At 48.0% G+C, this 26,277-nt stretch carries 14 protein-coding genes and 2 pseudogenes; 6 read left to right on the top strand and 10 right to left on the bottom strand.

Features of this window, described 5'->3' with window-relative positions; translation table 11 throughout:
• Positions 1-145 precede the first annotated feature (145 nt).
• Entirely contained in the window at positions 146-5,677 is a 5,532-nt protein-coding gene (locus tag QUA20_RS16860) for an AAA family ATPase (protein WP_333190067.1), read from the top strand.
• A 453-nt stretch (positions 5,678-6,130) separates the two neighbouring features.
• Here the strand turns inward: QUA20_RS16860 and QUA20_RS16855 are convergent, their stop codons facing one another.
• Positions 6,131-7,747: a HAMP domain-containing sensor histidine kinase gene (locus tag QUA20_RS16855; protein ID WP_333190066.1), complete on the bottom strand. Its 1,617-nt coding sequence runs from the start codon at positions 7,745-7,747 to the stop codon at positions 6,131-6,133.
• A gap of 268 nt (positions 7,748-8,015) precedes the next feature.
• On the opposite strand from QUA20_RS16855, the gene QUA20_RS16850 reads away from it, so the two are divergent.
• Positions 8,016-9,422, top strand: a complete 1,407-nt coding sequence (locus QUA20_RS16850; protein WP_333190156.1) for a TldD/PmbA family protein — start codon at positions 8,016-8,018, stop codon at positions 9,420-9,422.
• 311 nt (positions 9,423-9,733) lie between these two features.
• Here QUA20_RS16850 and patX read toward each other — a convergent pair whose 3' ends face one another.
• A complete protein-coding gene (gene patX / locus QUA20_RS16845; RefSeq protein ID WP_445304682.1) occupies positions 9,734-9,937 on the bottom strand; it encodes a heterocyst-inhibiting protein PatX in 204 nt (67 codons plus the stop codon).
• A 724-nt stretch (positions 9,938-10,661) separates the two neighbouring features.
• Positions 10,662-11,399, bottom strand: a complete 738-nt coding sequence (gene coaE, locus QUA20_RS16840) for a dephospho-CoA kinase (protein ID WP_333190064.1) — start codon at positions 11,397-11,399, stop codon at positions 10,662-10,664.
• 205 nt (positions 11,400-11,604) lie between these two features.
• On the opposite strand from coaE, the gene QUA20_RS16835 reads away from it, so the two are divergent.
• The gene (locus QUA20_RS16835; RefSeq protein ID WP_333190063.1) at positions 11,605-16,737 is read left to right on the top strand and encodes a CHAT domain-containing protein; all 5,133 of its coding nucleotides are present in this window, start codon (positions 11,605-11,607) and stop codon (positions 16,735-16,737) included.
• 18 nt (positions 16,738-16,755) lie between these two features.
• Here the strand turns inward: QUA20_RS16835 and QUA20_RS16830 are convergent.
• Positions 16,756-17,028 (bottom strand): annotated as a pseudogene (locus QUA20_RS16830) (transposase); the annotation flags it as partial.
• Positions 17,029-17,185: 157 nt separating this feature from the next.
• Positions 17,186-17,509, bottom strand: a pseudogene (locus QUA20_RS16825) (transposase); the annotation flags it as partial.
• 967 nt (positions 17,510-18,476) lie between these two features.
• On the opposite strand from QUA20_RS16825, the gene QUA20_RS16820 reads away from it, so the two are divergent.
• The 3 genes from QUA20_RS16820 to QUA20_RS16810 all read left to right on the top strand — a co-directional run bounded on the left by QUA20_RS16820 (position 18,477) and on the right by QUA20_RS16810 (position 20,939).
• Positions 18,477-18,827, top strand: coding sequence for a hypothetical protein (locus QUA20_RS16820; RefSeq protein WP_006635783.1), 351 nt, complete (start codon positions 18,477-18,479; stop codon positions 18,825-18,827).
• 107 nt (positions 18,828-18,934) lie between these two features.
• On the top strand, positions 18,935-20,455 hold the full coding sequence (gene ycf46, locus QUA20_RS16815) for a stress-responsive protein Ycf46 (protein WP_172188738.1): 1,521 nt from the start codon (positions 18,935-18,937) through the stop codon (positions 20,453-20,455).
• Between the two features lie 130 nt (positions 20,456-20,585).
• Positions 20,586-20,939 carry a DUF1257 domain-containing protein gene (locus tag QUA20_RS16810; RefSeq protein WP_006635781.1) on the top strand — a complete coding sequence of 118 codons (354 nt, stop codon included), beginning with the start codon at positions 20,586-20,588 and terminating at the stop codon, positions 20,937-20,939.
• 163 nt (positions 20,940-21,102) lie between these two features.
• Here QUA20_RS16810 and QUA20_RS16805 read toward each other — a convergent pair whose 3' ends face one another.
• The 5 genes from QUA20_RS16805 to QUA20_RS16785 all read right to left on the bottom strand — a co-directional run.
• Complete coding sequence (locus QUA20_RS16805; protein ID WP_333190061.1) at positions 21,103-22,353, bottom strand: glycosyltransferase family 4 protein; 1,251 nt, start codon at positions 22,351-22,353, stop codon at positions 21,103-21,105.
• A 567-nt stretch (positions 22,354-22,920) separates the two neighbouring features.
• Positions 22,921-23,958, bottom strand: coding sequence for a glycosyltransferase (locus QUA20_RS16800; RefSeq protein ID WP_333190154.1), 1,038 nt, complete (start codon positions 23,956-23,958; stop codon positions 22,921-22,923).
• Positions 23,959-23,987: 29 nt separating this feature from the next.
• The gene (locus tag QUA20_RS16795; protein ID WP_333190060.1) at positions 23,988-24,569 is read right to left on the bottom strand and encodes a serine acetyltransferase; all 582 of its coding nucleotides are present in this window, start codon (positions 24,567-24,569) and stop codon (positions 23,988-23,990) included.
• A gap of 197 nt (positions 24,570-24,766) precedes the next feature.
• Entirely contained in the window at positions 24,767-25,777 is a 1,011-nt protein-coding gene (locus QUA20_RS16790; protein ID WP_333190058.1) for a glycosyltransferase family 2 protein, read from the bottom strand.
• A gap of 296 nt (positions 25,778-26,073) precedes the next feature.
• Positions 26,074-26,277 (bottom strand): hypothetical protein (locus QUA20_RS16785; RefSeq protein WP_333190056.1); only part of this gene is annotated, 204 nt, incomplete at its 5' end.

The following is a 26,277-nucleotide window of genomic DNA, read 5'->3' as shown; positions in this document are numbered from 1 at the left end:
CTGAATTCGGTTAACTGTTAACGGTTAGCTGTTCGCGGCCTGGGAAATTAGTTGTATTTTTTAGTATTGATACCAGAGTGAAATCTGATTGGCACTAGATTATACTTGTAAGACCAAATATTGTACTAAAAAAATAATTATTGCTATGATAGAACTAGCTGGTTATCAAATTGTCGATCGAATTTATTCAGGCACTCGTACCCTAGTTTATCGCGGAATTCGCCTCTGCGACCAAAAACCGGTCGCCATCAAAGTCTTGCGGAACGAGTATCCCAGCTTCAGCGAACTCTTGAATTTTCGCAATCAATACACGATCGCCAAAAACCTCAACTTGCCTGGAATTATTCAAACCTACAGCCTGGAAACGTACCAGAATGGCTATGCGTTGATCGTGGAAGACTTTGGGGGAATTTCCCTGAAGGAATGGACGGGGAAAGGGAAAACTGTTCCGTCTCTCGTTGAATTTTTCCCAATAGCGATCGACCTCTGCAATACATTAGATATACTTTGCCGCCAGCGCATTATTCACAAAGATATTAAACCCGCCAATATTCTAATTAATCCAGAGACTAAACAAGTCAAACTCATTGATTTTAGTATTGCATCTTTGCTGCCAAGGGAAACTCAAACCCTGATGAGTCCCAACGTGCTCGAAGGAACACTCAGCTATTTATCTCCCGAACAAACAGGAAGAATGAATCGCGGGCTTGACTACCGCACAGACTTTTATTCATTAGGTGTAACTTTTTATGAATTGCTGACAGGAAAATTGCCATTTCAATCCAGCGATCCGATGGAATTGCTCCACTGTCATATTGCCAAGCAACCGCCCTCTGTACGTGAAATTAATCCCAAAATTCCCCTTGTGCTCTCGGAGATTGTCAGCAAATTGATGGCTAAAAATGCTGAAAATCGTTATCAGAGTGCATTAGGGCCCAAAGCCGATTTAGAAACTTGTTTGCAGCAACTCAATGAGACAGGTAAAATTGAGAATTTTGCCATTGGGCGGCGCGATGTGTGCGATCGGTTCATCATACCAGAGAAACTCTACGGCCGAGAAACCGAAGTTGCCCAATTATTAGCAGCATTCGATCGAGTAGCAAACCCCTCTAAATTTCGTTTTCCAGAACAGCCTGGAAACGAGAGAAACGAGGGAAAAGAAGACTCACCTCTTACTAAGAACGGCTGGGGGGAATCGAATTTATCCCGCAGGGAAATGATGCTAGTTGCAGGATTTTCCGGCATTGGTAAAACCGTTGTAGTCAACGAAGTTCACAAACCCATAGTTCGCCAACGCGGTTATTTCATCAAAGGCAAATACGACCAATTTAAACGCAACATTCCCTTTAGTGCTTTTGTGCAAGCCTTCCGAGAATTGATGGAGCAATTACTCTCAGAAAGCGACACTCAGCTACAGCAATGGCAAATAAAAATTCAGGAGGCTGTTGCCGACAACGGTCAAGTTATTGTAGAAGTAATTCCCGAACTGGAACGAATTATTGGCCAACAACAGCCTGTCTCTGAACTTTTGGGAAGTGCCGCCGAAAACCGCTTCAATTTAGTGTTCCAAAAATTCATCTCTGTGTTTGCTACAAAAGAACATCCCTTAGTGATTTTTTTGGATGATTTGCAGTGGTCAGATTCAGCATCCCTGAAGCTTTTGCAAGTGTTGATGAGCGAAAAAGATAGTCAGAATTTGCTGGTAATTGGGGCATATCGGGATAACGAAGTATCTCCGGCTCATCCATTTATGTTGGCAGTAGCAGAAATGGAAAAATCCCAAGTAACGGTAAATACTATTACCTTGGAACCTCTGAGTCAAGCCGATATTAACGATTTGATAGCAGATACGCTCTCGTGCGATCGCCCTTTGGCTCAGCCGTTAACCGACTTAGTTTATCAAAAAACCAAAGGCAATCCATTTTTTGCCACGCAATTTCTCAAATCGCTACAGGAAGATGGGCTGATTGCATTTAACTCCACCCCCCTTTCATCCCCCCTTACTAAGGGGGGACAGAGGGGGGTAACAGGGGGGTGGCAGTGCGATATTGCCAAAGTCAAAGCCCTAACTATCAGCGATGATGTGGTGGAGTTTATGGCGGTGCAATTGCAGAAGTTGCCGCCAGAAACTCAGGATGTGCTGAAGTTGGCTGCGTGCATTGGAGCGCAGTTTGATTTGAATACATTGGCGGTAGTCAGCGAGAAGTCGCCAGAAGAAACTGCGGCGGATTTGTGGAAATCATTGCAAGAAGGATTCATCTTACCAACCAGTGAAATTTACAAGTTTTATCAAGGAAAAGAACCTCGGGAAAAAACCGACCTATTGCCAACTACCGCCAATCAATTACCTAACTACAAATTTCTACACGATCGCATTCAACAAGCGGCTTATTCTCTAATTCCAGAAGATCGAAAACAAGCCACTCACCTGAAAATAGGGCAACTGTTACTGCAAAAAAGTAGTCAAACTCAACGTCAGGAAAGAATTTTTGATATTGTCGGTCATTTCAACTTTGCCCGCGGGCTGATTTGCGAACGAACAGCACGTTATGAATTAGCCTCGCTCAACTTGCAGGCTGGGAAAACTGCAAAAGCTGCCGCAGCCTTTGACGCGGCATTGATATTTGTCAATACAGGTATTAGCAGCTTACCAGCCGATAGCTGGCAGGAACAATATACTCTGACGCTGGCGCTGCACAATTTGGCAGCCGAAGCAGCGTATTTGTGCAGCCAATTTGAACAGATGGAACAGCTAATTACTGCGATTTTGCAACAAGCAAACCAACTGATCGACAAAGTTAGCGCTTACGAGATTCAAATCCTCGCTTACCTTGCCCAAGGCCAGCCCCAGGATGGCGTTTACACAGCAATTGATGTGCTCGGGCAGTTTGGGATTCGGCTTCCCAAAAACCCGACTCAGCCTCAAGTATTGCTGGGTTTAGCCAAAACAAAGTTGATTCTCGGTAACAAGAAACCGGAACAGCTTGTGAATCTGCCAAAGATGACAGATGCTAACAAATTGGCAGCGATGCGAATTCTTTCTAGTGCTGCTTCTGCTGCCTATCTTTGTGCTCCGAAGTTGATGCCGCTACTGGTATTTGAGCGGGTTAACTTGTCTGTACGGCACGGCAATACCGCCCTATCAGCTTTTGGCTATGCTTGGTATGGACTGATCCTCTGCGGCATACTCATGGATATCGAAGGAGGCTATCAGTTTGGACAACTTTCTCTGCAATTACTAGAGCGTTTTAACGCGACGGATTTGAAAGCGAAAGTGCTATTTATGACTTATACATTTATTAGCCATTGGCGCGATCGCATCGCAGATACAATGCCAGCGCTGTTAACAGCTTACCAGAGCGGTTTAGAAACGGGAGATGTAGAATATGCTGCTTGGGCAGCTTTGGTTCATTCTTACAATCGCTACTGGACAGGGGAGAACTTAACGGAAGCAGAAGCAGCAATTCGTTCTTTCATAACGGCGATCGCTCCTTTCAACCAAAAAAACGGCTCTCTTTACATCCAGATATACCATCAAGCGACCTTAAATCTTCTGGGTAATTCTAGCGATCCGAGTTGCTTGTCCGGCGAAAGCTATCGGGTGGCTGAAGATATTCCCGCACAGGTGGCTGCGAGCGATCGTACAGGGTTATTTTTTAGTTACGTTTGCCAGCAGCATCTTCATTATTTGTTCGGGCAGTATGACGCAGCAATTGAGAAGTCAAACGCTGCTAAACCCTACTTTGAAAACTGTGTTTCCTCGCTCCCAACGGTGCTGCACTTCTTTTACGATTCTCTGGCACAACTGGCAATTTACGCGACTGCAACCTCTTCACAACGCCAGCAAATTCTCAAGTGCATTAACGCGAATCAGAAAAAGCTGAAGAAATGGGGGCACTATGCCCCAATGAATTACCAACTTAAGTTTCTTTTGGTAGAAGCAGAACGCTATCGGGTACAGGGGCAAAAACTAGAAGCGATCGACTATTACGATCGCGCCATTCAACTCGCTAAAGAAAACCAATTCCTCAACGAAGAAGCCTTAGCCAACGAACTCGCCGCCAAATTCTACCTCGACTGGGGCAAAGAAAAAGTCGCTCAGGTTTATATGCAGCAAGCTTACTACTGCTACGCCCGCTGGGAAGCCAAAGCCAAAACAGATGATTTAGAAAAACATTATCCCGATCTGCTGCGCCCTATCTTACAAGAGTCCGCCCAACCCCTCACTATTTTAGAAACTGTATCCACGCTCAGCAATCCTACTTACTCCATTCATTCGAGCACCCACCAGAGTACCTCCAACACCTCCATCAACCATGCTCTAGATTTTTCGACCCTGCTGCAAATCTCCCAAGTCATCTCCCGCACGATCGACCTGGATGAGTTGCTGCAAATTGTGACCCAAACCATGCTACAAAACTCTGGAGCCGATCGCTGTGCACTGATGCTCTGCCAAGATCAACAATGGCAAGTGCGTGCGATCGCTACCTTGGAACACATTAGCCTGCAAACGGAACCCCTAGAGAACAATCCCACCGTTCCCGTTAAATTAATCCAGTATGTTAAAAACACCCTAGCAGCAGTTGTCATCGATCGACTCAAAACAGATATGCCTGTAATTGACGATTATTTAGAGTACCACCAACCCGAGAGTTTGCTGGTTTTGCCAATTCTAAATCAGGGGAATTTGGTCGGCATTTTGTATCTAGAAAATCGGATAACCAGTGGGGTGTTTAGTCCCGAGCGCCTCCTAGTGCTGAATTTTCTCTCTAGTCAAGCGGCGATCGCTCTAGAGAATGCCCGCCTCTATCACCAAGTACAGCAGACTTTGAATGAACTTCAGCAAGCTCAGATGCAAATGATCCAAAGTGAAAAGATGTCAGCATTAGGTAATCTAGTTGCAGGGGTCGCCCATGAAATCAACAACCCCGTTGGTTTTATTGCCGGGAACCTTAATGAAGCTAATGCTGGAGTCCAAGATTTAATTGATTATTTGCACCTCTATCAAGAAAAGTTTCCTCAACCGGGAGCAGAATTGATTGAGAAAGCAGAGGAAATAGATTTAGATTATCTAGTAGAAGATTTACCCAAGATGTTGACCTCTATGAAAATAGGGTGCGATCGCATCAAAAACATCAGCACCTCCCTCCGCACTTTCTCTCGCGCCGATACGGCCCATAAAGTTGAGGCTAATATCCACGAAGGACTCAATAGCACTTTGATGATTTTACGCCATCGCCTGAAAGCGAACGAAAAGCATCCTGAAATTCAAATCATTAAAGAGTACGGCAAGATTCCCAAAGTAAAATGTTATTTGGGACAATTAAACCAGGTATTTATGAATCTGCTGGCCAATGCGATCGATGCCTTAGAAGAATCCAATCAAGGAAAGAATTTTGCAGAAATTGAAGCCCATCCCAATCAAATCACTATTCGGACAAAAGTAGAAGGTGAACAGGTAAAAATTGCCATCGCCGATAACGGCAATGGAATGTCGGAAGAGGTAAAAAATCGTATCTTCGACCATCTATTTACCACTAAAGACGTGGGCAAAGGAACTGGGTTGGGACTGGCGATCGCGCGTCAAATTGTAGAAGAAAAACACGGCGGAAAATTAAGTTGTATTTCTGCACTGGGAGAAGGAACCGAGTTTGTCATTGAAATTTTAATTGATTGAATATTATTTGTTATTTGTTATTTGTTAACCATTTTTTGGACGGTAGGGGCGAGTTTTACGAACCATATTTGATGCTCAAAAACAATCTATATAAACCCGCCCTCACCCAACCAATAACCAAAATTAACCTGATGTTCGAGCACATTCAAAAAATGTATGGGGCGGGTTTGTCGTTGGGCTGAGGCGGGTTTATTATATTATTGGTTTTAGACATAAATGGTTGGTAAAACCCGCTCCTACACTGATTTATCCAATCACAGATAACCAATCACAACTAACAACTAACCAATGATATCAAATCAGGTAGCATCGGAATTACTGTTACTTACAGTCAGGACACGGCAGTGCTCTTGGACTACCCGATTAATTGTAGTCCAATGGCACTGCCGTGTCCGACCTATCATGTCGCTCGTGCAACCGGAATTGATTGATATAATGACTAATGACTAATCACTATTGCAGCGGCAAAAATACCGTCATCACCTCACCCTTTTCAGGCCGCTGGCGAATTACCAACTTCCCACCAGCAGCCCGAAATAAATTCTTAGTCACGCTCAAATTTAAACTCAAACTTCCCGTCTCCGGCTGCACCATCAACAAAGGCCCGATCGATCGCAAAGGAGCATTCGCCTTAGCCGCGAAAGTCGATGCGCCATTACCTTCAGGTAGGTGTTCCGATTCCAACTGCAACTTTAACTGATCGCCCGCCAATGTCACCTCCACCTGAATGCGACTCCCCGATGGCAAAGTTCGAGTAAAATTCTCAATTAAATTAGTTAAAACCTGATCCAACATCGTCGGATCGCTGACTACCGCCGGCAACTTTTTCGGCACAATAACTTCCAAAGTGTGGTTGCGCACAGCCGCCTGTTTTTGCCAGCGGGGAATGCTATTTTGCAGCACTTCACCCAGGGACATTGCTGTTAGCTGCACGCCCGAATTTTTGGCTTGCGACATTTCCAATTCCACGGCGCGGAAAATTAAACCGAAGCGATCGATCTGAGCGGTGCACTCAGCATCAATCATTTCCAAACGCTTGACCACCACTGGCTCAAGTTTAGGACGTTTCAGCAGCAATCGAGTCAGCGTGCGAATAGTAGCCAAAGGAGTGCGGACTTCGTGGGCGATCGCCTGTAGCAATTCCACCTCTTTACTAGCCAGAGGAATTGGAGATTTGCAGTTGATATCTGTAGCCGATAACTTTTGACGCCTCGGACTCAAACCATCATCAATTCTTTCATCCTTTACCCGGCCTGCTTCCTCTTTTCCAACCGGCAAATTATGCAACAGCAAGCGGCTGAACTGCATCACTGTTTGATAATTTGGAGCCATCGGCAAAAACTGCTCGAACAGCGCGTCTAATTTAGTAGAATTATTAGTTACTTGGCTAACTGGTAAATTGAAGCTGCCATCAGAATTGGCAAGCAAACTGTCGCTTTCAGTCACCCTGCGCCGCAAAACTTCCCAAGCTTTGGCGACTACTTGCGGGTCGAAAGAAAATAGAAAAGCCGGAATTCCCGCAGAATTTTCACCCAAAACCATCACCAGGCTAAAACTAGCAGTTAAAACCAAACAAAACTGCTCGTGCGCCAAAGGATCGCCGATCGCCAAAGCCAAAGCCGGGGCAGCCGCAGGCACAGATATTTGCTCATCAGCCGCCGGCAGTAGAGCTAAAGTTTGTCTAGCACGAAAAGACCACAAAGCAGCATCGTTGTCGGGAATACTGGTAAAAATCCAATTGGCAAAGCCGTTGGCCCTCTCAGGGTCAGTCAAAACCGAAGACGGGCCCGACAACACCAATCCCTGACAGGAATTGGGGATTGTCGACCGACAATTTGCTCGATCGGCATCTGTTTTTTGTCCGGGTTTTTGCCGGTCGAGCATTTGATTCAAAGCTGCGATCGCCCCGTACCATTCCTGTTGAGCTTTCAGCCGAGAAGCCCCACGGCTGGCAGGACACCGATGGCGGTTGTTTTCTCCCGCCAACTTAGCATCAAAGAGACTGAGGTCATTTTCTTGGCCTTCGGAGGCTAAAATTTCGCTTATTGTCGGTAAAAAGTAAGTATTCACAGTTATAAACCCACCTTCGGAGGCATGAAGGGTGAAGTATTTATGTATAGGAAAGTTCAGGAGTTAAGACTCAAGCACCAGCACGAGCGAAAAATCCCGCATAGTTTCTTGCGCCTTCCTCCTAACCCACAGGATATCCACATTTGTCAACTAACGACATTGGCAGAACCGTACCAATAAGTCGCAATCTCCGCGCTTGGGGCGATATTTTGCACGATCGCCCTGACAAAAGTGCAAAATGAAGTCAGTTAAACACCGTGCTTTCCTTATGCCCACCTCGATCGCCGACTCGAAAAATCTGCTGTCAGACTTAATGGCACGCTACCGCAACCAAGTGGATTATCTGGCAATTCGACTCGAAGAAGCCGAAGGCACCGACATCTTGCTGCGAGGCGAAAAAATTGAAACCCTCAGCGAAGGAGTCTCAATTGGCGGCCAAGTCCGAGCTTGTCACAAAGGCGGCTGGGGCTTTGCCAGTTTTAACCGACTTTCCACCCTCGCCGAAAGAATCGAAGAAGCCATCGCCGCGGCTAAACTGATCGGCGAAGAAGAAACGGTTCTGGCACCAGTTACCCCAGTACAAGATATTTGCTTGCTGCCGCTGACAGGAACAGACCCCCGTCTGGTTCCCCTAATTGACAAAAAGCAATTGTGCGATCGCTACGCGGCGATTCTGCGCAGCATTGACCCCCGTATCGCCACCATCTCCGTGCGCTACGGCGACAGCACCCAGCGCATCATCCTCGCCACCTCCGAAGGCACCATGCTCGAACAAGGTTGGGCAGACATGGAAATGCGCTTTGCCGCCACGGCCCGCAGCGGGGAAACCGTACAAACAGGCCGCGAAACCACCGGTTCGCGCAAAGCCTACGAAGACTTAACCGATCTCGATGTTCAAGTTCGCAGCGCCGCCCAGAGAGCGGTTGATTCCCTAGCCTTACCCCCCGTCCAAGGCAACACCTACACCGTCGTCATCGACCCGATTCTGACCGGATTATTTGTCCACGAAGCCTTCGGGCACCTTTCCGAAGCCGACATGGCCTACGAAAATCCCGACATTTTGGAAATTATGACCCTCGGCCGCCAGTTCGGCCCAGAAAACTTGCAAATTTTCGACGGTGCAGCGCCAGAGGGACACCGGGGCAGCTATTTCTACGACGACGAAGGTACTCCCGCGACTACTACTCAGTTAATTAAAGACGGCGCTTTAGTCGGGCGGCTGCACTCGCGGGAAACTGCGGGGAAATTGGGAGAAACGCCTACTGGCAATGCTCGCTGTTTGAATTATCATTATCCGCCGATCGTCCGCATGACGAATACTTGGATCGAACGGGGTGATACACCGGTTGCTGACTTATTTTCTGGTATCAAAGAAGGAGTTTATGCGCGCAATTGGCAAGGCGGCATGACTAACGGCGAAATGTTTACTTTCAGTGCCGGCGAAGCTTGGATGATCCGCGACGGCAAACTCGACAATCCGGTGCGGGATGTTACTCTTTCGGGTAATGTTTTCAGCACTTTAGCCGATATTGAGGCGATCGGCGACGATTTCTACTGGGATGAATCCGGCGGCTGCGGCAAGGCAGGACAAAGCGGTTTGCCGGTAGGCTGCGGCGGCCCGAGTTTGCGGATTCGCGATGTCGTGGTTGGTGGCGAAGCTGCGGAAGAAGATTAAAGTTTCAAAAGTTTAAAAAATAAAGGTAAAGCGCAAGATTCCTACTCGCGCTTTACCTTTATTTTTTGAGTGCAACATTTCGCGCCTGTTTGTGGCATCTGATATCTTGAGTACGCTTGGCCAAAAAACCGGAATAGCCAAAAATTATGTTTTGAGTCCTCAAATACCGCTAAAAAATAGGTTTTTTGGTACGCAGTACCTAAGTCCTGAATTAATGGATGGAAATCTTCAATTTTTCTCTTCTTATCCCAATTTTCGATTCTCCCCGTAATTACCTAATTCCCAACAGACAATTATCGCTTTTTTCGCCTTTATCTCCCGCTTCCTCGTTCTGGCGGCGTATCTTTATCGTTATCTGCGTAAAAAGTCTGAGTGTCGGCGAGAGCGGTTAAAATGTCTGGAGCAAAGTTGTCTTGAGCAAAAAAGGTCGATCGAGTTTCTAAGCTTTGAGCGCTAACTGCGGTGCTGCTCAGTAACAGGCTTGACATCAGGATGGAAGAGTAAACGCCGATCATAATAAATTTTGGTATTTGTATTTTCCCCTTCTTGATACGCAGTCTGTACTCGGCTATCAGGATAAAAAAAAATTAATGGCAGCGAAACCATCAATTAGTAATTGACGGCACCTGCACTTTTTTTTATTTTTCGTTGAAAGCAGGTGAAAGCCCTTATCTAGCTCGCTTGTTTGCTCGCAAGTTCGAGCTGTCTGCTACTTGCGGCCAACCAGCACAATTTAATACCATCTAAAAAAAAAGAAGGCCTCTCTATGCCGGTGATCCAAAACCTGGTAGTTATAAATCATTTCCAATTTTAAAATTTCAAATCTCAAATGGTATACACCCTGGAAGCCACTTGAAACACTCTGCAAATAAGGAAACGAAAACCGCAAACTATAATTTTTTAATAGTCTTCAGATTAATTTCATAATTTATTGATCTTAGGAAGCAACCCTCGAATTAAAGACAAAATAGCAGATTACAGAGGTGCGTCATCAGCACCCTACATATAAATATTTTTGTGCACGATATTCCTGAAATAAAGGAATGTCTAATACTTCAGATTAACTTCATAAATGGTTGTTATGATATTTTCAAATGAATTGTGAACCTTTTTTCTTTTTCTGTCTCTCTTGCTTTGTGTCAAGATGGCTGGCGCGCCGCTCCGAAGGACGAGTCGAAAGCGGTTCTGAAAAAAAAAGCCCGTTCACAAAATCGTGGAGTCAATCTTACATCTCAAAACTCAAATCTCACATCGACTGACTTGCGCATCTACCTGTAAGAACACCGAGTCGAGGGTTGACGAGTTGTCCAAAACAACATCAGCTTGTTGACACTTTTGAGCTAGCGGTAACTGGGCGTTAATGCGGGCATTAGCTCGCTCGTAACTCAAGCCGTCTCGCTGCATTAGTCGTTCTAACTGCACTTCCGGCGAACAGTACACCACCCAAATTTCGGTACACAAATCAGTCATGTTAGCTTCAAACAGCAGCGGCACTACCAAAACCAAAGTCAACGTGTCAGTCGGGGCGCAGAAACCGGAGTTTTTTTTAACAATACTTCGTTCTAGCTCGCGATCGCGGTGAACAAACCCGGTTTCTTGAGTTTTTGTACTTAAGTGATGTGTGCCTTGCGATACCGGAGTCAATGCAGCAATGCAGCTTTGAGTTTCCTCAACAAATCGGCGGCGGACATAAGGGTGAATCTGTTGTTCCAACCACTCCCGCTCGGCTGCGTTACAAAAAATAATATTTCCCAACTCGCGCCGATTTAAATTGCCGTCGGGGAGCAAAATAAGGGCGCCGTATCGCTCTACAATAGAGTCCAGTATTGGCGAACCTGGGTTCACAGCTTCGCGGGCGTAAATATCGGCATCTAAAATCGGAAATCCCCAGGCATCTCTCAGATAATTAGATATAGCGGTTTTACCGGTGGCGATGCCCCCAGTTAAACCGATCAGACGCACAATTCCATCGCTCATAATTTTCGCTGTTTAAATTTCCTGGGTTTCGACACTTACTATCTGTCTTTGCTATGTTGGTGACACAATTAAATTTAGACTGAAAATTTAAGATTTGCGATCGAGAACTAGCGTTAGGAAGTGTCAGCATTGGGGTGCGATCGACTCTTTTTTACCTAAAATCTCAATTTTAAACTCGAATCAAGGTCTAGACCGAGGCAAACTTATGAATGCTCAACGTGCTGTGCGGTCGATTCTGGCAGCAATTCCCATTGCCGGATTTTGGATATTAGATTTTTCCCCCAACCTGCTGTTTTTAAAAGAAAACAGCAGCGGATGCGTATTCGTGGCAATTTATCCCCAATCTCAAATTGCTGCAGCACAATCTATTACTCCAGCCCCAGACGGCACCGGAACCACTGTCACCGCCCCAGGTACAGGGTCGCCCCCTCGCTACGACATTCAAGGCGGCACTCGCTCCAGAGACGGAGCAAATCTATTCCACAGTTTTACTCGGTTCGGTCTGAATTCAGGCGAAACTGCCAATTTCATCTCCAACCCAACCATAAAAAATATCCTCGGCCGCGTTGTCGGCGGGGATGCTTCCTTAATTAACGGTCTAATTCAAGTTAGCGGCGGCAATTCTAACTTGTTGCTGATGAATCCCGCAGGCATCATCTTCGGAGCAAATGCCCGACTCGATGTGTCCGGGTCTTTTTTTGCTACCACCGCTAGCGGTATCGGTTTTGACGACCGTTGGTTCAACAGTACAGGGGCGAACGACTACGCAGCCCTAGTTGGAACGCCGAATGCTTTTGTTTTTGGCTCACAGCCGGGGAGTATTGTCAATGCCGGTAACTTGGCTGTCGGAACCGGGCAAAATTTGACTTTGCTGGGGGGTACGGTCATCAGTACGGGCAAACTTTCAGCCCCGGGCGGTCAAATTACTGTGGCGGCTGTCCCGGGCGGAAATCTGGTGCGGTTGAGTCAAAACGGACTTTTGCTGAGTTTAGAAGTTTCTCCGGCTGGGGGAGTGTCGGGTTCGGAAGCTCTTCCCTTCTCTCCCCAGAATTTACCTCGGCTGCTCTCTGGTCCCGGCGTGGCTAACGCTACAGGTATAACTACCAACGCTCAAGGTGAAGTCGTGCTGACAGGCGGCCCAACTGTGCCTGCAGGTGCTGGAACTGCGCTGGTAGCGGGTGATGCGGACGTGTCTGCCAGGGGGGGCGCGGGAGGAAGCGTCAACGTGTTGGGCGACAAGGTAGGGCTGTTGGGAGCGAAGATTGAGGCTTCGGGGCCGGACGGCGGCGGAACGGTGCGGATCGGTGGAGATTACCGAGGCGAGGGAACTGTGCCGAATGCAACAATGACTTACGTGGATGGCAAAAGTTCGATCGCTGCCAACGCAACTGAATCAGGCAACGGCGGCAGAGTGTTTGTCTGGGCTGACAACACGACAGCATTTTTAGGCAGCATCAGCGCGAATGGCGTTTCTGCAACGGGAACCGCAGGTGTTGGCGGGTTTGTGGAAGTTTCGGGTAAGCAAAGATTGATTTTTAACGGTACTGTCGATACTTCCGGGACAAACGGTTTGGGGACTTTGCTGTTAGATCCAGAAAATATCTTAATTACAGATTCCCCAGAAGGTACCGGCGATGCGGCAATAATTGCCAACAATAATATTTTGTCAACAGGAATCTCATCACCACCGCCAAACAATTCTGAGCCTTCGCTGACAATTTCGGCTAGAGCTTTGGAAAGTATGTCGGCTACGTCAAATGTGGTTCTCGAAGCGCTAAACGATATTACAATTGCTGATTTGGCGGACAATCAGTTGAGCTTTCAAGCAACTACTGGTTCGGTGACATTGAGAGCAGATGCCGATCGCAGCGGTGCGGGTGTTTTTTCGATGAATTCGGGAGATACAATTAGCACTCAAGGCGGTGCGATCGCCATTTCGGGAAATCAAATTACTGCGGGCAATTTGTCAAGCAACGGCGGAAATATTAGTTTAATTAGTCCGGGAACAACCGTTGCCGCCAATATTTCTTCATCGAATCCCAGCACCGGAACCAGCGGGAATATTTTACTCGAAGGCCTGAACGTAACGGCCCAAAAACTTGATGCCAGCGGCCCGGAAGCGACGGGAAATGTAACATTGACAGCTCAGAATGTTCTGGGAGTTAGCTCCATCGCAGGGGGTTCGGGAAACATTACTTTGACTGGTAATGAAATTAATTTTAAAGGCGACAAAAATTCAGTCAGCGGCACTGGCTTTTTGGTACTGCAACCTTGGAACCCAGGTCAAAATATTGCGATCGGCGGTTCTGGAGATGTCGGCACTAATATTTATTTGAATCTGACGGCAAGCGACCTCGGAAGTTTGCAAAATGGATTTGCTGGAATTACGATCGGCCGCAGTAACGGTATCGGTTCGATTCTGATTGCTAACGATTTTACATTTTATGACCCGCTAATTATTCAATCGCCGGCGGGTTTGGGAACAATCACTACCACAAATTCCTTGACAGGGGCCGACAATGCCTCAATTACTCTCAAAGCTGACGGCAATATCAGAACCGGAAATATCACTACCAACAATCAGGAAATTCGCATCGCCAGCACAGCGGGCAATGTCACAACCAGTCAGCTACGTACTGGAACTGCCCCCACCATCAACACTTCTGTCAATTCTTCCAAAGTGCCACGCTCGGAGGCGGGAGATGTTAGCGTTACCGCACAGGGAACGGTGACGGCTGGGGCGATCGACACGAGGGGCGATCGCGCGGGGAATGTGACGCTGACGGGGCCCAATGGAGTCACTGCGGGTGCGATCCAAGCTGGCGGCTCGAAAACACCGGGAAATATTACTTTAACCGGCAACGATATTGACTTGACGGGTGGCAACAATTCGATCGCCAGCAACGGCAATTTGGTGCTGCAACCGGCCGATCCCAGTCAAAATATTATAATTGAAGGTTCTGGCGATACCGAAGCTCTGAACTTGACTGCTGCGGAATTGAACTCGCTGCGGAATGGGTTTGCTTCGATCGCGATCGGGCGTTCTGACGGTAGCGGTGCGATCTCGATTGCTTCTGGAACGCCAGATTCAACACCAGTGACGGTGACATTTCAAGACCCGACGACGATTCAATCGCCCAATGGCACTGGCGCGATCGTGGGAACGGGTGCGATCGTCGGAACTGATAACGCCACGATCTCTCTGATGGGCGGTACTGTAGCCGTCGGAGACGTTACCTCGACTGCGGGGATTAACATCACTAGCACTCAAGGCAACTTGACTGCTGGTACGCTTTCATCTCGATCGGCTTCGGCTGCGGGCGATATCAACATCGACAGCGCCGCTGCGGTAGAAACCGGCAACATTGATGCTTTTGGTTCCAGAAGCGGGGGAGATATCTCGATTGCAGCGCCGGGGCGGATCGTTACAGGGGTGATCAATTCCAGTTCGCAGTCGGGAAGTGCCGGTTCGAGCAAGATTACCGGGCAGAAAGATGTTGAAGTTGTTTCGATCAAAGCTCGCGGCAATACGGGCGGCGATGTGGAAATCGATGCTGGGGGAGCGTTTCGGGCTGCGGGAACGGGAACGGCTGCCGATCGCGCCGAGGTCAGCATTTCTACAGACGGGCTGGCTCGATCGGGTTCGCTGACGCTCTCTCAAAGCGCTTGCCCGTCGAGAACTTGCACGGTGGCGACTGTTGGGACGGGAAACTCGAAGTCGAACACTGCCACCTCCTCAACTACTATCGGGCCGCTGGCGATCGAGTCGAGTCCGGCACCAACTACCAGCGTGGAACTGAAAACTACAAACAATTCTCAACAAATTGTGACTGAGGTGAGTATCCCCTCCGCAGCGTCTGCGCCAAAGAGCAGTAACACAAATGTCTCGCCAGAACCTGCTGCTGCCTCTGTTGAGGCGGGGTCGAACGAGACTGCGACAGGCTCGGTATTGCTGTCGCAGTCGGTGTTAACAGACAATCAGGGTGCGCCGGCGGCGACAGAAAACGGCAGCGGGGGGGCAACTGCACAGAAGCCGGCGAGTGGGGCGAGTGCAGGAAGTATCGGGAATGTCAGGGTTCCTGAGATTTCTCGATCGAACTCGATCGGGCAAATAAATCCGATCGGCGCAGTGCAGCAAAGGGATAGAACTCAGGGCCGGGAATTTGAACGTTACTTTGGGGGCAATTTCGGTCAAAAGTCGGTCACGCAGCAAAGTATTCGAGATACTCTCAGCAGCGTCAATCGCTTGACGGGAGTTAAACCCGCCATCGTTTACGTGTGGGCGAAAGAGAAACATTTAGAACTTGTGTTGTTATTGCCAGACGGCAAAAGTGTTTTTAAAAGCGTGCCTGCAAGCCGCGAGACAGTGCTGCAAGTTGCTAAAGAATTCACTAATGCTATCAGAACTCCCAGGAGATTGAATGCTGCTGATTACAAGGAACCTGCCGAGGAACTTTACCAGTGGTTAATTGCACCGCTGCAACCGGAATTAGATGCTAACAAGATTGACACTTTGGTGTTTTCGATGGATGCGGGTTTGCGGACTTTGCCTTTAGCTGCTCTTTACGACGGCAAGCAGTTTTTGGTAGAAAAGTACAGTTTGGGGCTGATTCCAAGTTTGAGTTTAACTGATACTCGCTATGCAGATGTTAAGAGTTCTGAAGTTTTGGCGATGGGTGCGTCGAATTTTCCTGCCAAATACGATCAAAATCCTTTGCCGGCAGTGCCGCTGGAAATATCGACAATTGTGGGCAAGATTTGGCCCGGTTCGTCTTTTCTCAATGAAGCTTTTACTTTGGCAAATTTGAAGGATAAGCGCAATCAATCGCAATACAAAATTATTCATTTAGCTACTCACGGCGATTTTCAGCCAGGGGGGGCAGAAAATTCTTACATTCAGTTTTGGGATACTAAGTTGCGGTTGAATCAGTTGGATCAGTTGAAGTTATCTAACCCGCAGGTGGAGTTGTTGGTTTTGAGTGCGTGTACTACGGCGGTGGGAGACGAACAAGCTGAGTTGGGGTTTGCGGGGTTGGCGGTGCACGCGGGGGTAAAATCGGCTTTGGCAAGTTTGTGGTATGTCAGCGATGTCGGTACTTTGGGGCTGATGACTGAGTTTTACCAGCAGTTGCGCACGGCGCCGATTAAGGCTGAGGCTTTGCGGCAAGCGCAGTTGGCGATGCTGCGGGGTGAAGTGCGGTTGCAAGATGGTTATTTGAGGCGATCGGGCAACAATCAAGCTCTGCCTTTACCGTCGGAGTTGACCGCTAGGGGCGATCGAAATTTGTCGCATCCTTATTATTGGGCTGCTTTTACTATGATCGGTTCGCCGTGGTAATTGTGAAGGAAAAGGGCATGGGTTCTCCCTGATTTGTTCTACGGTTTCGCGATCGCTCGTACCTAATTTCTCTTTAATGATTAATGCCCCCAATGCCATCCTAAATGACTTGGCCGGCGGCCCCATAGAGCTGGTAAAGTTTTGAGCATATTCTGCTTCAAATTCATCCCACGGGATGAGTTTTGCCATCATTACCCAACGGTTATCTAAGGCTAATTTTCCTCCTTGGGGGAATTCAAAGCTTTCTGGTGTGGTGCCGAGGCGGTCAACTTTTCGGTAAACGAGCGTCAACGGTAGTGCAAGGGTTTTGAGCTATTTTACCAGCTTATCTTGCACTCGACTCTCGATCGCGCGATCGTCAAAGACAGAAGGTCTCGGCTTTTTGCACTTTATTCAGCAAACCCTAATTAGGTTCGCACTAATCCGTTGTCAAAATTGAACGGCAGGGTGATGGGTCAAATGGCAGTTCATTGCTGTAGGTTGATTGACCGATAAAGTATTGCAGATAGGGGTTTTCGCGGATTTGTTCGACTGTTGGACGATCGCTAATTCCCAGTTTTTATTTGATAATTAATGCCCCCAATGCCATCCGAAAGGATTTGGCTACTGCGCCCATAACTGTCGGGAAGTTTTCAGCATCTTCTGATTCAACCTCTGACCACGGGATTAGTTGGGCCATCTTTACCCAACGGTTGAAGGCTGACAACTTCCCTCCGAAGGGGAGTTCAAAGTCGGATGGGGGACTTGGGGCAAGCTCAAATTTTCGGTACAAGCTCGCAGATGGTGATGCATGGGTTTTGACCTATTTTAGCTGTTTTTCTGGCACTACTCTACTTTTTTCCGTCAGACAAGCCATAAAGTGTATACTTTTCCAATTTATTCAGCAAGCCCTAATTATGCCGGATAAAATATTTGATTATTTGGAAAAACATATTACTTGCAATTTCTCATAAAGAGGCGAATTCCAGTTAACATCGTGTTTGGATTAATTGCGACAGTTCTAGGAAATTGCTGGTTATGTTGTGCAAGGGCGGTGTTTTGACACGGGATTGCCGGAGGTTCGCCGGCAAACACTAATTGATTTCGCCATATCTGGTGGGTCGATCGGCTAATCACCCTTAAATTTGAGCCTGACACCTCACAACTATCAAAAATGCCCATCTAACCTTAATTTGGTGGCGCCGCGCGCCCCGACACCGGATTTGTATCGGCAATGTCCTCACAAAAGTCTAACCGTAGGGTGCTTATCGCCAGACTGGGCTGGGTGGTTATTGCCAGCCCGCTCAGGAGTCCAATCAACCTGTTTGCGTCATGGTAGCCGTTGGGTATTGGCAATAGATATTATTTATTGCGAGTAGTCTATCTTATGAAGAAGATTTATCTATCGCCCGCTATGACATTTCAAGCGTTTGGGGGACTTCTTCACCACTCATGAGCGGGCTGGGTGTTTATGGCGCACCTTACCCCAGATGGCGGCTCAAAGGATTTGTTTGCCTTAGTCCTATATATGTATTGTTCATATTTATAGTTGGTCGATCGTCCTTGACGCTACCCATACCTGCCGCTGCACCTCTGCCTCATCAGCTACACTCCTCAGTTTTCCGTTGTTAACTGACCCAGAGTCACGTCAAATGTAACGAGATATTACAAGATGACGCTAAAGCAGCATAGAGGCTTGACAGCAAAGAATGAAGCGGCTAATCTGATATACATACCCGGGTAAGTCAATTCACTGTCATATGCAAGAAAAGCAAAAAGTTACATTGTATCTTCCACCTGAACTGCATCGCCAGCTCAAAATCAGAGCCGCAGTCGAAACTGAACCGATGTCATCAATTGCAGAAAGGGCAATTGTCTTCTACCTAGGAAACCCCGAACTGGTTGACGAAGTGGAAGCCTCCTACGGACAAACCCATCGGGTATACAACTGTCCAGAATGCACGGGTTCAGTAGTAATGCGAGATGGAGAACTGGCATCCGTAACAAGTCAGCCGAGCGTATTGGCTGAGCAGGATCTTCCAGTAAAGCAGGTGTCCGGCGTCAGCGCCAGCACGGCTAAACCGGGAGAGGAAGAATTGGTTCCCTGCTAAGAATGCCTTGCTTCCCCAAAAAGCTAGAACTGAAATTTTCAGTAACAGAGCCAAGGGCAGCATTGAGATTCAGCAAAGATAGCACCGTCTCTAGTGGGTCGAGGACTATGCAAGAAGAGATCAGTATTCTAATCCAAGCTCAATATCCTCTGATCTACCTCGTGACATCCGAGGAAGAGCGGTGTGAGCAAGCAATTTCGACAATAGCTCAAGCCAAACCACAGCGACGAGTATTTATCTGGACTGTAACTCACGGCATTGTGGAGTACGGTCAACCCCGCACCACCACCCAGCACAACACCGTCTCGCCAGAGGCAGCAATTGAATGGGTGATCAGGCAGCGAGAACCCAACAGTAACGCTAGCATCTACATTTTCAAAGATCTCCATCCTTTTATAGATTCTCCTCCGGTAACGAGGTGGTTGCGCGATGCGATCGCCAACTTCAAAGGAACGCAAAAGACAATTATACTGATGTCTCCTTTGCAGCAAATTCCGATCGAGCTAGAAAAGGAAGTAGTGGTATTAGACTTCGCGCTCCCAGACATGAAGGAACTCAACCAAGTATTGTCTGGCCAGTTGGAGCAAACGAAATCGCGACGCATTACCACAGAAGCGCGAGAAAAACTTTTAAAAGCAGCCTTGGGATTGACCAAGGACGAAGCTGAAAAGGTTTATCGCAAAGCCCAAGTTTCTACTGGGCGCCTAACAGAAGAAGAAGTAGACATCGTTCTGTCGGAGAAAAAGCAATTAATTCGCCGCAACGGTATTCTAGAGTTCATTGAAGAAGACGAAACCCTGGATGCAGTCGGAGGTTTAGAAGAGCTAAAAAGGTGGCTCAGGCAGCGTTCCAACGCTTTTACAGAAAGGGCGAGAGAATACGGTCTGCCTCAACCAAAAGGGATGTTAATTCTCGGCGTACCGGGATGCGGAAAATCGCTGATTGCCAAGACCACCTCCCGCCTCTGGGGACTGCCCCTGCTGAGGCTAGATATGGGTAGAGTCTACGACGGCTCGATGGTGGGTCGATCGGAAGCCAACCTCCGCAACGCCCTGAAAACCGCAGAATCCATCTCTCCAGCCATCCTCTTCATTGACGAACTAGACAAAGCCTTTGCAGGAGGCACTGGTTCGGCAGACTCAGACGGAGGCACCTCCAGCCGGATTTTCGGTTCTTTCCTCACTTGGATGCAAGAAAAGACTTCCCCAGTCTTCGTAATGGCAACAGCCAACCGAATCGAGCGGTTGCCGGGAGAATTCTTGAGGAAAGGCCGATTCGACGAACTCTTCTTTGTTGACCTGCCTACCAAAGAAGAACGCCAAGATATATTTAAGATTCACCTGTCAAAGCGGCGTCGGGAAATTACTCGCTTCGATTTAGAGCAACTTTCCAACGTTTCCGACGGCTTTTCAGGTGCAGAGATTGAGCAAGCGCTAGTAGCAGCCATGTACGAAGCCTTCGCTCAAGATCGAGAGTTTACGCAGCTAGACATCATCGCGGCCATTAAATCCACAATGCCACTGTCTAAAACAATGACCGAACAGGTCACCGCCCTGCGAGATTGGGCTAGACAGCGTGCACGGCCCGCTGCGTCTTCCGTCGCTGAATACCAGCGAATGGAATTCTAAAAGCTTTCTCCTGGTCCAAACAGGAGCAAAGGCTAGCAACAGCTAGCAGTTCGATTGAAGAGCCGCCCAGCGGCACCGTTAAATCCAGACCGTTGTTGTTTCTCTCTCAGTTTTATTAGGAGGAAATCCAATGTCTCACTTTAGCACTCTGCGTACCAAAATCACCGATGCCGAAATCCTGAAAGCTTCCCTGCGCGACTTGGGCATTTCAGTCAAGTCAGAAGCTGATGTTCGTGGCTATAATGGTCAGCGCGTTCGCTCCGACATCGTGGCGATTCTGGAAGGCGAATATGACCTGGGTTGGTCTCGCAATAGCGATGGTTCCTTTGACCTGATTGCTGACCTCTGGGGCGTCGCCAAAAAGCACAATCAAACTGAGTTAATCAACTCCATCAACCAGAAGTACGCAGTTAACAAGACCTTGGCAGCAGTCAAGCAGCGCGGTTTGCAAAATGCCAACGTCAAGCTGGTAGTGCAAAATTAATCGCTGTGCGCGTTCCCAAGCTCGCGGGTTAACCAAACAAACGGGTTAACCCGTTTTTAACTAGCTAGGATGTAGAGTGTGGTTTTTGGGCCGCCACATACTTTTTTAGCACACCCAAGCAGCAGCTCTCAACGTGAGAGCTGCTGCTTTAATGGTCGGCTACCTAATGCTTCGGGCAAGGGTCGATCGTTTGTTGATAAATTTCAAGTATTCGATCGACTTTCCGTTCCCAATCAAAATGCTGCAGGACGCGCTCCCGTCCCGCACAACCCATACTCTGTCGCAATTCGGGTGAATGAGCGAGCTTCAGCATCGCATCTGCCAGTCCCTGGACAAAGCCTTCTTTAGAAGCTGGTTCTACTAAAATACCGCAAGTGGAATCCATATAATCCGCTGGGCCGCCCCAGTTCGTCGCTATGACCGGCAGCCCCACGGCCATTGCTTCCAAAACCACGGCTCCCCCCGGCTCTCGCAAACTCGGCATCACCATTGCATCAGCTTGTTGCAGTTTGATAGCGCACTGTTCCTGAGACAGCCAGCCACTAAAGATGACGCTATCATCGATCGCCAAACGAGCTGTTTGAGCTTCTAGTTCCTCTCGCATCTTCCCATCACCGATGATTTCCAAAACTGCATTGGTTTGAGCAACAACGGGTGCAAAGGCTTCTAGCAGTAAGTCTACACCCTTCCAGTCTACCAGCCTCCCCAAGAACACAAAATGAACTTGCGGGTTGGGTTCCTTATATACGGTAGATTCCGATCGCCACACCGAGAAATCTACACCGTTTTCCACAAGTTCAATAATTTTACCCTGCACCCCAGCCGGAAGTGCCTGCTTCGTGCGATCGTTTGCCACTAAGACCGTCTCCGCTTTGATTTTACCAGGAAAAAGACGATTGAAGTAATCGACGCACTGGTAACCTATCGCGATTAAAAGATCGATGATCCGATTTTGGCGCGATCGAAAAGCCAGAGGAAATTTAACCGACGTGTTCATCGGCCCGATAACTACCGGCACTCCCAATCCGAACATCAACGAAGGAACTGTTGCCGAGACTGGTGTCGGTTCGTGTACAACATCAATCTGGTGTTCGCTCACCAGCCGCCGGACAATGCGACGCTGTAGGACTTGGGTGTAGAGGTGACTGAGCAGCCCAAAAGTAAATTCATTCACTCTTGCAGGGATAAATAGCCCGCAATTGTTAAGCAGCCGGTGCAGCCAAGTGTCGGGTACAAAGTGCATTCGATCGCGGGCTTCTGGAAACAGCGCTGTGAGTTCTGCTTGGGTGCGGGCGTGGACTACTAACCAGATCTCTTTTTGGCGCGATCGAAGTATCCTGAAGTAGTTCAGCGGCAGCAATGCCTCGCCGCCGAATTGAGTTGAGGCATTTTGACCAACAATTACAATTCGCATAAGTGGTTTTGAACTCAACTGCATTCACAGACACTTTAAACGAAAAACCTGTTTTTTCGCCAATCATTGATTTAATTCTGCATAAACTGGATAGCTTAAAACCTTAGCTAAAAAGCCATTACTTTTGCCTTTAATTGCCAGCAGCATTTCCACTAAGTAAAGTATTTATTTTGTTCGCTTTGAACTTTACAAATAATGTTTTTGTGTTCTTTTAACTTTGACAGGGCGTTTTATTTTTTTCCTGGGTAACAAGAGTTGCATCTACGAGTTTGCTAATTGCTTGGAAAAATTTGTAACATACCGTACAGATGCCGCCTCGGGGTTGCACTGCTCTATAATTAATAAAACTTTTAATTGTGCGTTGTTTATTCGTTGGAAGCCTTTGTTTATAAATCGATATTTGTAAGTTGAGTTTTGCAGAAATTACTCGATCGGCTGCGTTTTTTTTGAGGTGCGGGCGTCGGCTGTAGAGGTTGGGAAGAAAACCCGCCTCTACAGCCGACGCCGGATTCGGGAGTACAGGGGAGAAGTTGCAGAAAAAAACAAGTTAAGTTGAGGATTGCTGACCTACTTAGTAGACTTAGCACTAATTCTAACTTGCTCAATTGATGGGTTTGATGTCTTGTATTCGATCAAGTTGCTGCGCTGTCCGAGCAAGCGGCGCTGGTGAAACTGAATCTGACCCTGCAACTGAGGAAATCTCCCGATCGCGCAAGACATAGCATAAAGCGCAGCATCCTTGGCTGGCAAATTCCGTTGCTGCTGCATCTGGCGGTAAATTCGGTAAGTAAGTACCGGGTAGCCGGCCAGCAACCACAAGCTCCACCCGTGGGTGAACCAGGCTGTACCCAATGCTAGCGCTGGCAAAACGAATCCCCAGAACCAGATGCGGAGCGTGTCTTTGACCCAGTGGCGTTCCGGGGTGTTGCCGTGCAGCCAGGAACCTTCGGCGTAGGCGTGACCTGCTCTTTGAGAGCGCTTCCACCACTGGTCAAAACCTGTCATTTGGGCGTCGTGCAGGGTCATTTCTGCATCTAAACGCTCGATTTTCCAGCCGTTTTGTCGCAGCCGCACGCAGAGTTCCGGTTCTTCGCCGGCAATGAGGGCGGGGTTGAAACCACCGACTTGCTCGAATGCTTTGACTCGCATCATGGAGTCGCCGCCGCAGGCTTTGGCTTCGCCGACAGGCGTGTCCCACTCGATGTCGCACAGTCGGTTGTATGGTGTGGCGTTGGGAAATCTTTCGCGTCGGCGCCCGCACACTACGGCTACGTCGGGTTTGGCGGCGAGTTCTTGTTGGGCTCGATCGAGCCAGCCGTCAACTATTTCGCAGTCGCCGTCTACAAATTGGACAAATTCAATGTCGGGAGCTAATTGTAGCAAGCGGGCAAAGCCTTCATTTCTGGCGCGTGCTGCGGTAAAAGGTGTAGATAGGTCGAGTTCTACTGTATCTGCTCCGATCGATCCGGCTAATTCCAAGCTACCGTCTGTTGAGCCAGAATCGACATAAACCACCAGAGCTGCTTGGACTCTCGCTGATTGCAAACACGCTCGGAGGCGATCGCCTTCATTGCGTCCGATCGCCACCAATCCAACTTTGTGCAATTGAGACATAATCAATGCTATCTAATAATTTAAGTATTTTTGTCTGGAATTTTTTTTGTTGCAATCATCTTCGCCGGAATGCCAACGGCAGTTTGACCTGCAGGAATGTCTGATAAAACTACGGCGTTTGCTCCGATATTTACGTCGTCTCCCAGGTTTACTTTTCCGAGGATTTTTGCACCAGCGCCGACGTTAACCCGATCGCCCAATTGAGGAGATTCTAGCGGCTTGTCCAAGTAGCGATTTCCCAGGGTTACGCCTTGGCGGATAATGCAGTCATCGCCGATCGTGCAATATCCGTGAATAATAATTGCGCCTTGATGTTCGATCACCACGCGGCGACCGAGCTTTACAGTGTAAGGCAAATCTATACCGTAGGTGTTGCGAACTTTTCGGTATAGCGATCGGTAAAGAATGCTCAAAGGAGCGCGAAGTAATTTCGGTTCAACTTGCATTCTCCAAGCACCAAAGCGCTGAACAGCTACGGCCCTAAATCCCGGCTTCGTCCAATCGCGACCGTGAGCGATCCAATCTTCTTGAATCTGTTGCCACAATCCTAGTGCAGGAGCTTCTACTTGATTTTCACTTATTAAGTCCGTCTGCGTTACCATAAGCTTTTCTCAACACTCTGTCTGGTGGTTTTAGCTGTTTCTTGATACCGACAATAATCGGCTGTTTTTGAGATTTTTAATGTCGGATGCACGAGTTTATTTTATGAGGAATACCAAGCTTTTTGCTCTCTCCGGGAATGATTTACAGGCCATATTTAACACTGTCGATCGAGCTGAGACTTGTTTGCAAAAATCCTTTAAAAAATTTTCGATTCTTCTATCGAACCTCCTTTGAAAAATACACTATTGAGCAAGAAATCCTGGAGGTAGTTTGGCGGGTCGTTGTCTGGCTTGTTTTGTACGGCGCGGCGCACCCGGAACGCAGCAAAACCCGAAGCCCAGCAGATATCAGTTAAGGCGGCGTAGAGAAAGCCATAGTTTTTGATAAAGTAGCGCCGCCGGGAATCAAACCAATACTGGGGCATTCGCTTGCGGGCGGCTTTGGTGTCGGTGACGCCCGAGCTTTGACCGACTAAGTGGACAACGCGACTTTCAGGTACATACCAGCAACTCCAGCCAGCTTTGTTTGCTTGCAGGCAAAAGTCCATTTCTTCGCAGTACATGAAATAAGCTTCATCGATCAAGCCAACCTGTTCAAATACTTCGCGGCGGACGATCATGCTGGCTCCAGCCACCCAATCAGTTTGGCAGATTTCTTGAGAAATCGGAGGGACGGCGACCCTGTTTTTCAATAACTTCGACACAGGGCCAAGACGCCAGCCGAAATCGAGTTCGGTCAAAATGTTGTGAAACCGAAAAGCTGACTCTTGGGGCGTGCCGTCGGGGTTCTCTAAGCGGCTGCCGGCGATTCCTGCTTCGGGATGAGTATCCATGAAATCGACGAGAGCTTTCAATGCGCCGGGACGAACTACAGTGTCTGGGTTGAGCAGCAGGAAGTAAGGGGGGGGATTGGCCGATTGCAGTACGGGACGGATCAAGGCATTGTTGCCGAAGGCGAAGCCGCCGTTGCGGTCTAGGGGCACGAAGGATGCCCATTCGCTCCAGCCTTCTGTGGCGATGGCTGCGGCAATTTCTGCGACTGAGGTATCGCCTGAAGCGTTGTCGGCAATTGCAACGCGGGTATTTGGGAGCGATCTAATTTCGTCTACTAGAGAGTGCAAGCAGTCGATTGTCAGGCGGGGCGTCCTGTAATTAACAATGACTACGAGTAAGGAGTACGGCTGACTAGACGCACTTGCATTCGACATAAGGGCAATACTCTTTATGAACTTTTTTAGCTCAGCTTGTGGTTTTTGACAAGTCTAGGGCGATCGCTATTTTTATCTCCGCCTCCTACTTTAGCACCAGTCAAGGGACGTGCAGTAGATTTTGCAGTGGGGCATCAAAATTTTCGGCACGGACTGGAACACCCTGCCACCAACCGAACCCTCAACAAGATACAAAAACTAAAATTGAAAGTTGCACTCCCTAAAATCACGAGCTAAATTCAAACTTTGGATGACTGCAACATCCTCAATAAAAGCTGCCACCGCGAACGGTGCATTTATTGGTGCGTCATGCTGTGAGCCTGCTGGAGAGATGCCTTGCCCATACTTTGAAGCTGAGGCAAGTTTTGCCCCGACCATTCGATCGAATCTGCTAAGGCTACAGGGTCGTTAGAATTACAGCACTTCCGGATGTTATGAGGTACAATAGAATTGACTAAAAATAATATACCAATGAAAGCATACTCAGTAGATTTGCGAGC

The sequence above is a fragment of the Microcoleus sp. Pol7_A1 genome, from assembly GCF_036701085.1.
GTDB lineage: Bacteria > Cyanobacteriota > Cyanobacteriia > Cyanobacteriales > Microcoleaceae > Microcoleus > Microcoleus asticus.
This window is presented reverse-complemented; position numbering and strand designations above follow the sequence as displayed.